Origin of the sequence: Lichenibacterium minor, from assembly GCF_004137685.1 — a bacterium.
GTDB classification, from domain to species: Bacteria; Pseudomonadota; Alphaproteobacteria; order Rhizobiales; family Beijerinckiaceae; genus Lichenihabitans; species Lichenihabitans minor.
In genome coordinates this window covers 104482-116543 of the sequence record NZ_QYBB01000001.1, presented here as the reverse complement: position 1 = coordinate 116543, position 12062 = coordinate 104482, and the positions used below count along the sequence as shown (strand labels likewise).

Annotated in this window: 11 protein-coding genes; 6 read left to right on the top strand and 5 right to left on the bottom strand. The window is 70.0% G+C overall.

Features of this window, described 5'->3' with window-relative positions; genetic code table 11:
* Window positions 1–58: 58 nt before the first annotated feature.
* From D3273_RS00545 to D3273_RS00535, 3 genes are all read right to left on the bottom strand, one after another.
* Window positions 59–1315: a hypothetical protein gene (locus D3273_RS00545; protein ID WP_129222637.1), complete on the bottom strand. Its 1257-nt coding sequence runs from the start codon at window positions 1313–1315 to the stop codon at window positions 59–61.
* Window positions 1316–1405: 90 nt separating this feature from the next.
* Window positions 1406–2191: an outer membrane protein gene (locus D3273_RS00540; RefSeq protein ID WP_129222636.1), complete on the bottom strand. Its 786-nt coding sequence runs from the start codon at window positions 2189–2191 to the stop codon at window positions 1406–1408.
* 177 nt (window positions 2192–2368) lie between these two features.
* The gene (locus tag D3273_RS00535) at window positions 2369–3241 is read right to left on the bottom strand and encodes an outer membrane protein (protein WP_129222635.1); all 873 of its coding nucleotides are present in this window, start codon (window positions 3239–3241) and stop codon (window positions 2369–2371) included.
* Window positions 3242–3574: 333 nt separating this feature from the next.
* Here D3273_RS00535 and ispH point away from each other — a divergent pair, with 333 nt between their 5' ends.
* From ispH to D3273_RS00510, 5 genes are all read left to right on the top strand, one after another.
* The gene (gene ispH, locus D3273_RS00530; RefSeq protein ID WP_129223007.1) at window positions 3575–4501 is read left to right on the top strand and encodes a 4-hydroxy-3-methylbut-2-enyl diphosphate reductase; all 927 of its coding nucleotides are present in this window, start codon (window positions 3575–3577) and stop codon (window positions 4499–4501) included.
* Window positions 4502–4554: 53 nt separating this feature from the next.
* Window positions 4555–5739, top strand: coding sequence for an adenosyl-hopene transferase HpnH (hpnH, locus tag D3273_RS00525; protein ID WP_129222634.1), 1185 nt, complete (start codon window positions 4555–4557; stop codon window positions 5737–5739).
* Between the two features lie 196 nt (window positions 5740–5935).
* Window positions 5936–6778 carry a transglutaminase-like domain-containing protein gene (locus D3273_RS00520; RefSeq protein ID WP_129222633.1) on the top strand — a complete coding sequence of 281 codons (843 nt, stop codon included), beginning with the start codon at window positions 5936–5938 and terminating at the stop codon, window positions 6776–6778.
* Window positions 6775–7359, top strand: a complete 585-nt coding sequence (locus tag D3273_RS00515; RefSeq protein WP_129222632.1) for a hypothetical protein — start codon at window positions 6775–6777, stop codon at window positions 7357–7359. The genes D3273_RS00520 and D3273_RS00515 overlap by 4 nt, the downstream gene beginning before the upstream one ends.
* Before the next feature lie 102 nt (window positions 7360–7461).
* Window positions 7462–8076: a hypothetical protein gene (locus D3273_RS00510; RefSeq protein ID WP_129222631.1), complete on the top strand. Its 615-nt coding sequence runs from the start codon at window positions 7462–7464 to the stop codon at window positions 8074–8076.
* A gap of 34 nt (window positions 8077–8110) precedes the next feature.
* On the opposite strand, the gene D3273_RS00505 is transcribed toward D3273_RS00510, so the two are convergent.
* Both D3273_RS00505 and rcdA read right to left on the bottom strand, forming a co-directional pair.
* Window positions 8111–9715 carry a long-chain fatty acid--CoA ligase gene (locus D3273_RS00505; RefSeq protein WP_129222630.1) on the bottom strand — a complete coding sequence of 535 codons (1605 nt, stop codon included), beginning with the start codon at window positions 9713–9715 and terminating at the stop codon, window positions 8111–8113.
* Window positions 9716–9822: 107 nt separating this feature from the next.
* On the bottom strand, window positions 9823–10359 hold the full coding sequence (gene rcdA / locus D3273_RS00500; RefSeq protein ID WP_129222629.1) for a protease adaptor protein RcdA: 537 nt from the start codon (window positions 10357–10359) through the stop codon (window positions 9823–9825).
* A gap of 550 nt (window positions 10360–10909) precedes the next feature.
* On the opposite strand from rcdA, the gene D3273_RS00495 reads away from it, so the two are divergent.
* Window positions 10910–12031 carry a branched-chain amino acid ABC transporter substrate-binding protein gene (locus tag D3273_RS00495; RefSeq protein WP_129222628.1) on the top strand — a complete coding sequence of 374 codons (1122 nt, stop codon included), beginning with the start codon at window positions 10910–10912 and terminating at the stop codon, window positions 12029–12031.
* Window positions 12032–12062 lie beyond the last annotated feature (31 nt).

Genomic DNA, 12062 nt, shown 5'->3' with positions numbered 1-12062 from the left:
CTGACCGCCGGTGCGCTCGAACGCGCGCCGCCGTTCGGCGGGCGGGAATCGGCACGTCTCAGGTGTGGAAGCGGAACACGTTGGGGTGGGTGATCAGCTCCGCCTTGGTGACCCCGTCGAGCTTGATCGTGTCGGTGGGGCTGAGGTGGATCACCGCGCTGCCGTCGAGCGCCGTCGTGGTGTGGTGCATCACCTGGGCCATCTTGGTGAAGACGGCCTGGGGCAGGCTGATCACGTCGTGCTCGATGCCCGTCGGGCTTTGGGCGGCGCTGAGGTAGTGGAAGTTGGTGATCTCGTCCTGGCCGAAGCCGCGGCGGAACAGGAACGTGGTGTTGCCCGTGCCGTCGCCGGTCATCACGTCGTCGTAGGCGCTGCGGATCACCTCGGCCGTGGACGTGCCGCCGTTGACGGTCGGCCCGCCGTCGTTGCTGCGCGCCACCACGGTGCCGTCCGCCGCGTAGGACGTGGTGGCGGCGACGGCGCCCGAAGCGCTGTGGTCGATCTCCTGGTAGACGAAGGGGCTGCCCACCACGCCGGCCTTGATGGCGAAGGAACTCTGCGAGGAGGCGACCTGCCCCGAGATGCCCGTCGCCACGGCGGTGAAGACGTGGTTGCCGGGGGCCACATGGGCGTCGAACGACCAGGTGCCATCGGTGCCGAGCGTGGCGTAGCCCAGCGGCTTGGCGGTCGACAGCAGCGTGCCGTCGGTGGCGCTCACCGTCGTCGCCGCCGTCCCGTCGAAGATCTCGATGGTCGACGTGCTGCCGTAGGCCGAGGTCGTGCCGGTGAGCAGCGCCGCGGTGGAGCTTTCGAAGGTGGCCGTCGGGTCGAAGGCGACGGACAGGGGCGCCGCGGCGCCGCCGCCGACCGCCACCGCGGTCTGGCTCACCAGCGCGCCGGAGCCGTCGTAGCTGCTGATGCGGGTGAAGGCGCCGTAGGTGCCGGCGCGGTTCGCGGCGGCGGAGGTGTCCTCGTCGAGTTCCTGGTAGACGTAGGGCTGGTTCTGGATGCCCGTCACCAGGCGGTAGGGCGAGTTGATCGTGTAGCTGGCGCCCGACAGCTCCGTCACCGTGGCGGTGATGATGTGCTTGCCGGCCGGCAGCGCGGCGATGACGCCCCAGCTCTGGTTCGAGGACTGAAAGCCGCCGGTGCTGGCGAGGGGCGTGCCGCCATCCGAGATCTGGATATTGGCGATGTAGGTCGCGTTGGACGCCGTTCCGGTGATGAGGACCGTGCCGGGGCCGTCCGCGGGCTCGAAGAGGGCCGAGCTGTTGAAAGCGGCGTGGCTGACGGGCTGGCTGTCTGTGGAGCTCATCTCAAATAGTTCCGTGCTGGCTCTTCTGCACGGTTAGATTAGCCGCCGATGGTTAAGGCCGGGCTACGCGGGCGCGGCCCGTCTCCACTTTCAATCGATCATATATCGCACGCCGATCCGGACCTCCTGGGTCGACAGGTCCCGCGTGACCGTGGCGGAGGGGAACAGCGACACCGTCGTGTGCCCGAGGTCGAGGTAGCGGTAGCCGATGTCGAGCAGCGCGTGGGACCCCACCGCGTAGGACACGCCCGCCATGGCGGCCCAGGCGAAGCCGTAGTCCGTGCGGGTGGGGATGCCCGAGGTGACGGTCGTGCCCGTCCGGGGATCGATGACGCCCGATGCGAGGGCGTTGCCGTTGATCCGGATGGAGCCGTCCGCCACCGTGCCGGCGATGCCCGCGCCCGCGCCGACATAGGGCGTGAGGCCCGCATAGGTGCCGAGGTCGACGTAGCCGTTCACCAGCCCGTCGAACCGCTGCACCTCGGTGCGCTGGTTGATGGCGCAGGTGGCGCCGCAGGGGATGTTGGCGGCATAGCGGAACGGGTCGAGGTAGTCGCCCGTCACATCCGCCCGGAACCAGTCCGTGAACTTGTAGCCCGCGCCGGCCCCGAAGGCGTAGCCGGTGCCGCTGCCCTTGCGGTCGAAGGCGGGCACGTTGCCCTGCAGGAGCAGCTTCGGCCTGTCCTCGGGGCCGAAGGCCGCGTCGCCGCGCAGGTACCAGCCGGACCCGAACTCCTGCGGCGCTTCCGCCCGCGGGGCGTAGGCGTCGGGCGGCGAATAATAGGACGGCATGTCGGCCGCCGCCGCCTCGCCCGCCGCCATGGGGGCGAGTGCCAAGAAGAGCGCCGCGACCGCCGTCGCCGTTCCGAGCCGCATGTTCCTCGTTCCCCCGACCAGGCGCCCTCGACGGACGCTCCATCAACCCGATGGAAACCATAAGCCCGCGCCCTTAAGGCCGGCTTAACCATGCGGGGCCGGCGCGACGGGCCGGAAAAAAGAGAAGCGGGCCGCAAGGCCCGCTCCAGGGTTCGACGGCGGGACGACCGCGCGCGATCAGTCCTTGCGCACCAGCGGGGGCGCCGGCGGATAGTAGGGCGCCGGGGCGGGCGCCACGTCGGGCACGTCGGCGAACAGCCAGCGCATGCCGATCTTCACGTCCTGCGAGGCGAGGCCGATCTTCTGCACCTCGTGGGGGCAGGTGCTCGTGTTCTGGCAGTTGATGGCGCCCGAACGCACGTCGCCCCTGTCGAGGTAGCGGTAGGCGATTTCGAGCTTGGCGTTGGGCGTGATGTCGTAGGCCAGGCCGACCGTGCCCTGGTAGGCCAGGCTCACGCCGCTGCGCTCGCGGGCATAGCCGAAGCCCGTGTTGGACCCGCCGACGCCGATGTCCGTCAGGTTGGACACCCGGTTGAACGACCCGCCGATGCCGCCGCCGAAGAACAGCGTGGCGCGGTGGAAGTGGAAGGCGTCGACGTAGACGTTGGCCAGCGCGACCGTGCTCTGCACCTGGCCCGTATAGGTGTCGTAGGAACGGCTGCCGTCCCGGGGGGTGTTGAAGTACCCGGAATTGTAGCTTTCCACCGCATTGTAGGATTCGGCGGTGCGGTATTCGCCGGTGGCGTCGAAGCGGAGCCAGTTGTTCAGCTGGTAGCCGACGCCGCCGCCCACGAAGGCCGAATCGCCGAGGCTGCGCTCGTCGAACCGCGGGTTCGGCACCGTGACGTCCGCGTCGAAGGTGGAGCGGATGTCGGGGCGGAGGGTGGCCCCCACGCCGACGTCGCCGCGCAGGTACCAGCCGCCGAACTCGACGGGCTCGGGCGCCATCGGCTCGATCGCGGGCGGATACGGCAGGTCTGCCGCGTGGGCGGACCCGATGGCGCCGAAGGCCACCGCTCCCGCGAGAAGAAGGGCGTTCAGCTTGCCCATGGATGCAGTCCCCATTGATACGGCGCGGGATCGGAAAACCCCGGCGTTTGGCCGATGGGCTCACCCTGCCATCCACAGTTTAAAGGGAGCTTAACCCTAACGGCCGATCGGCGGCGGCCGCGCCGGGGCGCCGGCGAAGGGGCGGAAGGCGCTGTCTCACCGGCGCCACAGGTGGCGCGGATCTGAGCCCGAACTGATTCAGGTCGTTGCGGCAGCGAGGCTTTTTCCATAGTGACGGGAGATCGTGTGTCGCATTCGGACACGCCGCGAGCTCCCGCCTCGGCGTTCGCACGGGATGGGAATGGGATGACGGGTGAGCCGACACAGCGGTCGATGAAGGTCCTGCTGGCCCAGCCGCGGGGGTTCTGCGCCGGCGTGGTGCGGGCGATCGAGATCGTCGAGCGCGCGCTGGCCAAGCACGGCGCCCCGGTCTACGTCCGCCACGAGATCGTCCACAACCGCCACGTCGTCGAAACCCTGACGTCCAAGGGCGCGGTCTTCGTGGAGGACGTGTGCGAGGTTCCCCCGGGCGCCGTCACGGTGTTCAGCGCCCACGGCGTCGCGCGGTCCGTCGAGGACGAAGCGGCCGGCCGCGGGCTGCGGGTGCTGGACGCCACCTGCCCGCTGGTCGCCAAGGTGCATTCGCAGGGCATCCGCTACGCCGGGCAGGGCCGCACCGTGGTCCTCATCGGCCATGCCGGGCATCCCGAGGTGGTGGGCACGCTCGGCCGGGTGCCGGGGCCCGTGCACCTCGTCGGCAGCGTCGCCGAGGTCGAGGCCCTGCCGATCCCCCGCGACACCCCGGTCGCCTACATCACGCAGACGACGCTGTCGGTCGACGACACGCGCGGCATCATCGCGGCCCTGCAGGCGCGCTATGCCGATATCGCGGGTCCCGAAACGCGCGACATCTGCTATGCGACGCAGAATCGACAGTCGTCGGTGCGCGACCTCGGCCGCGTGGCCGACGTCATCCTCGTGGTCGGCGCCAGCAACTCGTCGAACTCGAACCGCCTTCGCGAGATCGGCGGGGAATGCGACGTCCCGAGCTACCTCGTGGCGGACGGCTCCATGCTGGACGCCGCCTGGGTGCGGGACGCCGACGTCGTCGGCGTGACGGCCGGAGCTTCCGCGCCGGAAGTGCTGGTCGACGACGTCATCGACGCGCTCCGGCGCGTCCGCCCGGTCGAAGTGTCGATCATGCCGGGCATCGAGGAAACCATCTCGTTTCGCCTGCCGGCGGAACTCGCCGATCTTTGAACCCCACCCCACGGCCGGCCGACACGCCGGTCCGGCCTGAAGGAGTCGATCACTTGGGTATCCCGTTCCACCAGACGGCGCGCATCGGCGCCTATGTGTTGAAGCAGCACATCACCGGCCGCAAGAAGTACCCGCTGGTGCTCATGCTGGAGCCCCTGTTCCGCTGCAACCTCGCCTGCGCGGGCTGCGGCAAGATCGATTACCCGGACAAGATCCTGAACCAGCGCGTGTCGGTCGCCGACGCCATGAAGGCGATCGACGAGTGCGGCGCGCCCGTCATCTCCATCGCGGGCGGCGAGCCGCTGCTGCACAAGGAGATGCCCGAGATCGTGCGCGGCGCCATCGCCAAGAAGAAGTTCGTCACGCTGTGCACCAACGCGCTGCTGATGGAGAAGAAGCTCGACCAGTACAAGCCGAGCCCCTACTTCAATTGGTCCGTCCACCTCGACGGCGACGAGACCATGCACGACAAGTCGGTGTGCCAGAAGGGCGTCTACGACAAGGCGGTCTCGGCCATCAAGGCCGCGAAGGCCAAGGGCTTCCGCGTCAACATCAACACGACGCTGTTCAACGATGCCGACCCCGAGAAGGCGGCCAACTTCTTCGACGTCGTCACCGCCATGGGCATCGACGGCATCACGGTGTCGCCCGGCTACGCCTACGAGCGGGCGCCCGACCAGCAGCACTTCCTCAACCGTTCGAAGACGAAGGAGCTGTTCCGGGGCATCTTCGCCCGCGGCAAGGGCGGCAAGGCCTGGCCCTGGTTCCAGTCGCCGCTGTTCCTCGACTTCCTGGCCGGCAACCAGACCTACGAGTGCACCCCCTGGGGCAACCCGACCTTCACGGTTTTCGGCTGGCAGAAGCCCTGCTACCTGCTCGGCGAGGGCTACGCCCAGAGCTTCAAGGAGCTCATGGAGGAGACCGAGTGGAAGAAATACGGCGTCGGCAATTATGAGAAGTGCGCCGACTGCATGGTCCACTGCGGCTTCGAGGCCACGGCCGTGAGGGACGCCGTCAAGGCGCCCTGGAAGATGCTGACGCTGGGCCTGAAGGGCATCCGCACCGAAGGCAAGATGGCGCCCGACATCTCCCTGGCGAACCAGCGCCCGGCCGACTTCATGTTCTCGCGCCACGTGCAGAACAAGATGGAGGAGATCGACGCCTTCGAGAAGAAGACCGGCAAGTCCTTCAGCAAGGTCGCCAACGACCGCGTGAAGCCGATGGAAGCCGCCGAATAGGGCGATCCTCGCCCGCCGCGACGGATGGCGCGAAGCCCCCCGGAAGCCGATGCTTCCGGGGGGCTTCGCCGTTTTCGCGGCCGCCTGCCGCCGCGAGCCGGCCGTCCCCGACGGCGGGTCGTTCGGAGGTGGTCCGCTTTCTGCTAAGCTTCGCGGACGCGTCCGGCCCAGGTGCCGGCACGGGGGAGATCACGGGATGGACTACAAGGTCGGCTGCAGCCTATCGTATCGCGTGAAGACACCGACGCCCTTCGTGTTCAACATCGAGGCGGCGCGAACCGGCGGGCAGACGGTCAAGGCGGAAACCCTCGACCTGTCGCCGAACGTCGAGGTCGAGCGCTGGACCATGCCGGAATCCGGCAACCGCTACCTCCGCGTCACGGTCCAGCCCGGCCCCTTCAAGCTCGACTACACGGCTGAGGTCGCCATCGCGCCCGCCCTGCAGGCGCCGGAAAGCGTCACCGAGATCCTGGCGGCCGACCTGCCGCTGTCGGTGCTGCCCCACCTGTGGCCGAGCCGCTATTGCCAGTCCGACCAGCTGAACCGCCTGGCGCAGCGCACCTTCGGGGGCGAGATGCCCGGGTATGCCCGCGTCAACGCCGTGTGCAACTGGATCAACGACAACGTCGACTACATGGGCGGCATCTCGGACGCCATGACGTCGGCCTTCGACACCGCCACGCAGCGGGCAGGGGTGTGCCGCGATTTCGCGCATCTCGCCATCGCGCTGTGCCGCAGCCTCGGCATCCCGACCCGCTACGTCAGCGCCTACGCGCACCGCCTCCAGCCCCCCGACTTCCATGCCGTCATCGAGGCCTTCCTGCAGGGCCCCCAGGGGCCGGGCTGGTACCTCTTCGATCCCACGCGCAAGTCCGCGCCCGACGGCATCGTGCGGATCGGCATCGGCCGCGACGCCGCCGAAGTGGCCTTCGCGAGTCCGTTCGGCGACATCGAATACGACAAGCCCGAGGTGTGGATCGAGGCGCAAGGCGGCAGCGCGCCAGGGGTCACCACCCAGGCGGTGCGGGCCGAGCCATGACCGACACCGAATCGGCGCTCGACGCCGTGGCGGCGCGCCACGGCTTCACCCGTGGGGCCGTATCGGCCCTGTGGGACGCGATGCGGCGGGGCGGCGGCGCCATGGCGCAGTTCTCCCACCCCGAACTCGGCGGCATGGGGCAGTGGTCGGGCGGCGGCATGCTGCAGATCGGCGCCATGTTCGACCATGCCCTCAAGGCCCGCGTGGCCGCCGCCTGCGCCGACCTCGCCGAGCACGCTTCCCGGTCGCGGGACCGCGGTCCCGCCATTTCCGCTCCGGCCGGCGAGCGGCAGGGCGGCGGGCCGGCGGCGCGGTCGGACGACCCGACCGCAGGGTGGCCGACCGCCTTCGGGCGACCCTCCGCGTCGGGGTCGCAGGGCGCGACGCGCTACGCGTATTTCGCCGAAGCGCGGCGCCTCGCGGTCGACCGCGACGGCCGCGTCACCGTCTACGATACGGGGCGCCACCGCATCTTCGGCGTGTCGCAGAGCCAGAGCCGCGGGGAGCGCCTCGCCTTCACGGCCGACGACGGTACGGTGCACCTCGACGGCCTCGCGGTCGTCGAGGACCTCGGGGGTTAACCCAACTTTAACTGCCCCGGAGGGCGCGGCAAGGCGGGGTGATAGGGCTGGACGCGGGCGCGGCGATGGACGCCGCGATCCCCGCCACCCCGGATCGCCCGCATGCGCGCCCTCCTCGAACGGTCCCGCTCCGCCCGCACCGCCGTCGCCGTCCTGGCGCTCGGTGCCGTGTTCGGCCTCGCCCGCGCCGCCACGGCCGGGGACGACCTCGGCCTGCGGCGCGACACGCTCTGGCCCGAACCGCAGCCCGCCATCCGGCTCGTCGACGTGCCGGCCGCTTCCCCGGTCCGCCACCGCCACGCGCGCCGCATCTGGGCCGCATCGCCGTCGAGGCCGCTGCGGATCGCCGTCGGCCGCCATCGCCACCGGATCGCGGTCGCCGACGTGCCGCGCGCCCGGGCGCGCGGCACGGTCGCCCGCCACCCCGTCCTGGTGGAGCGGCAGGCCGTGTTCCCCCGGCTGATCGTCCTGCCGAAGCCGGCGCGGCCCGCCCTGGTGACGATCTACCAGGACCGCACGCTGCGCGACGGCGACGCCGTGATGATGGCGGACGGCATCCACGTGTTCCGCGGCATGGGGGCGTGGCCTCACCGGCCCCACGACTTCGTCCGTTTGACCTTCGCGGCGGCGCTCGACTGGCACCTCCGCCACACCCTCGACGTGCTCGACAGGAACCCGCCGACGCGCTGGTCCTCGATGGGGGCCGCGGCCGGCTGACCATCGCGGGCCGACGATGACGGCGGCCCCGCCCTCACAGCAGCTTGCGGATGGCCGATTTCTGCAGCTTGCCCGTGGCGGTGTGGGGCAGTTCGGGCAGGAGGCGCAGCTCCGTCGGCACCATCCAACGGGCCACCCGGCCCTCGAACAGCTCGGCCATCTCGGCCTCGTCGAAGCTCCCGTCCTCCGACGGGACGACGAAGAGCACGGGGCGCTCGCCCCAGCGCGGGTCCGCCCGCGCCACCACGGCGGCTTCGCGCACCCCGGGATGCTCGACCGCGATGTTCTCGAGCTCGATCGAGCTGATCCATTCGCCGCCCGACTTGATCACGTCCTTCGAGCGGTCGACGATCTCGACGAAGCCGTCCGGGTCCACCGTCACGACGTCGCCGGTCGCGAACCAGCCCTCGTCGGCGAAGGCCCCGTCGTTGTCCGAGCCGTGATAGCGCGACGCCACGCAGGGGCCCCGCACCAGCATGGCGCCGAACGCCACCCCGTCCCGCGCCACGTCGTCGCCGGACGGCCCCACGGCGCGCAGCTCCACGCCGAACAGCGGCCGCCCCTGCTTGCGCCCGAGCGCCAGCCGCGCTTCGGGCGACAGCGCCGCTTGGCTGCGCTTGGGGCGGTTGACCACCGCGACCGGGCTGGTTTCCGTCATGCCCCAGGCATGGATGACGTCGACGCCGAGCGCGGCGAAGCGCTCGATCATCACCGGCGGGCAGGCCGAGCCGCCGATCCCCACGCGTTCGAGCGGCGCCAGCGTTTCGCCCCGCGCTTCCACCCAGTCGAGCAGCCCCATCCACACCGTCGGCACGCCGGCCGTCATGGTGACGCCCTCGCCCCGCACCAGCCCGTGCAGGCTCGCGCCGTCCAGGCGCGGGCCCGGCATGACGAGCTTCGCCCCCGCCATGGCGGCGGCGTAGGGCAGGCCCCAGGCGTTGACGTGGAACATGGGCACGACCGGCATGACGGCATCCGCCGCCTTGAAGCCGAAGCAGTCCGGCACCGACACCGTGAGGGCGTGCAGCACGGTCGACCGATGGGAATACAGCACGCCCTTGGGCGGCCCCGTGGTGCCGGACGTGTAGCACAGCCCCGCGGCGTCCCGCTCGTTGAGGTCCGGCCAGGCGTAGACGTCGGGCTCGCCCGCGATCAGCGTCTCGTAGGCGAGGAGGCCGGGCAGCCGCTCCGAGCGCGGCAGGCCGTCCTCCGTGGACAGGACCACGATGGCCCTCACGGACGTCAGCCGGTCCGCGAGCGTTTCGACCAGCGGCACGAGCCCGGGGTCGACGAACAGGACGGCGTCGCCCGCGTGGGCCACGATGTCGACGATCTGTTCGGGGAACAGCCGTGGGTTGACGGTGTGGCACACGCGGCCGGAGCCGGACGCGGCGAAATAGATCTCGAGGTGCCGCTGGCTGTTCCACGCCAGCGTGCCCACCCGGTCCCCGGCGGCGAGGCCCAGGCGGTCCAGCGCCCGGGCGAGCTTCCGGCTCCGGGCGGCCAATTCCGCGTAGGTGGAACGGTGCAGGGCGCCGTCGGCCGCGCGCGACACGATCTCGGCGTCGCCGTGGCTCGTTTCCGCGTGCCGCAGGATCGAGGACACGAGCAGCGGGACGTCCATCATCAAGCCGCGCATCGGCCCTCCCCCCGGGCCGAGCCCGTCCGGCGGACCTTGGCGGCCCGTCCTCGGGGGAGATTGAAGCATGGTGCGGCGCGCCTGCCTACTCCCGGCGCGCCTGGACGTCAGCGGGCGTGGAACGCTTGGCGGATGCGCTCGCGCTGCAGGTCGAACTCGCTCGCCACGCCGGCCGGCACCACCGGTGCCGCTTCCGCGGGGAGGCGGATCGTGCGGTCGAGGTAGATGATGCGGTTCTGCAGGCGGAGCGAGCGCGCCGTCAGCTCCTGCAGCAGCGGCGGCAGCTGCGCGAAAAGGCCGGGGCCCGAGGCGACGTCCTGGGCGCACAGCCGCACCTTGTGCTTCTCGGCTTCGGCCTGCGAGGGCTCCATGTCGCCTTCGTTGACGGCGCGCTGCACCAGGAGCCAGGACGCCACCTGCATCAGCCGCGTGGTCAGCCTCATGCTTTCCGCCGCGTAAGCGATGGCGACCGGGCGCGGCAGGTTCTTCGCTTCCTCGCGGCCGGGCCCGTCGAGATAGGCGGCGACCTCCTCGACGAGGTCCATGCCGTCGCGGAACAGCGCCTTGAAGCGCGGCGAGCCGGCGAGCCGATGGGCGAAGCTGATGGTGTTGCCGCCGTCGACGCTGCTGTGAACGCTTGCCATGCCGGGTCCTCGATTCGGTGATCCCCGCGGGTGCCGGCGAACCTCGCCGTTTCACCCACGGGCCCGCGGACGCTGCCCACGTCCGCCGCCTTCTTCGCATCGCAGGTCTAACAGCGATCATTCGAGCCGGGCCTTTAACCTGTCATCAAGGTTAACATCGGGGCCGAGATGAAAAAAAGAGCCACCCGAAGGCGGCTCTGAGAGTTTTTACAGGGAGGCGTCAAACAAAGCGGACCGAAACGGAAACCCTTCAGTTCAGGGCCGGCAGAGCCGGACGACCGCAGTGGTAAACCGGAAACCTTAAGGCCGGATTGACGGGCAGCGGCGCGGGCCCGCGGCCCGGCGCGCCCCGAACCCGCGACCCCTGTCCGGAACTCGGTGCAGTTTCGCCCGCGCGGCATGGCAATTGCTGACGCTGGCCCACAGTCCGAACCGGAACTTCCCCTGCACACTGCAGATCCGGGCTGGACTCGGGTGGAACATTCGCATCAAATCCGCCGCGGCCTCGACGGCCGGCACGGCCGGGACACACGGCAAGGAGATTGCACACGTGAAGACTTTCGGATTGACGGGCTACGTGCTGGCGGCGGGTCTCGCCTTCTCCGGAGCCGCGCATGCGGCCGACTTCAAGCTCGGCGTCGCCGGGCCGATCACGGGGCCCAACGCCGCGTTCGGCGCCCAGCTCCAGCAGGGGACCCAGCAGGCCGTCGACGACCTGAACGCCAAGGGCGGCATCCTCGGCAACAAGATCACCCTCGAAGTCGGCGACGACCAGTCCGATCCGAAGCAGGGCGTCTCCGTCGCCAACAAGTTCGTCGGTGACGGCGTCAAATACGTCGTCGGCGACTTCAACTCCGGCGTCTCGATCCCGTCCTCGGCCGTTTACAACGAGAACGGCATCCTGCAGATCACCCCGGCCTCGACGAACGTGAAGTTCACCGAGCAGGGCTTCTGGAACACCTTCCGCACCTGCGGCCGCGACGACCAGCAGGGCGAAGTGGCGGCTAAGTACATCGCCGATCACTTCAAGGGCAAGAAGATCGCGATCCTCCACGACAAGACCACCTACGGCAAGGGCCTCGCCGACGCCACGATGGCCGACCTCGCCAAGGTCGGCATCAAGCCGGCGCTGTACGAGGGCGTGAACGCCGGCGAGAAGGACTATTCGGCCGTCGTGTCGAAGGTGAAGGCGGCCGGCGCCGACGTCGTCTACTGGGGCGGTCTGCATCCCGAGGGCGGTCTGATCCGCCGCCAGATGACCGACCAGGGCATCAAGGCCCCGATGATGTCGGGCGACGGCATCACCGACAACGAGTTCGCCTCGATCGCCGGCCCCGGCGCGGAAGGCACGCTGATGACCTTCGGCCCCGAGCCCCGCAAGAACGCCGCCGCCGCCACGGCCGTGAAGGAGCTGACCGCCAAGGGCTTCGATCCCCAGGCCTACACGCTCTACTCCTACGCCGCCGTGCAGGTGATGGCGCAGGCCGCCGAGGCGGCCAAGTCGGTCGACCCGCACAAGATGGCGGACAAGATGCACTCGGGCATGGTGTTCCACACGGTCGAGGGCGACCTGTCCTTCGACAAGAACGGCGACCTGTCCAAGGCTGGCTACGTCATGTACACCTGGAAGAAGATGCCGGACGGCAAGATCACCTACGTCGAGAACGACTGATCCTGCTTTCACCGACCGATCGAAGGAGGCT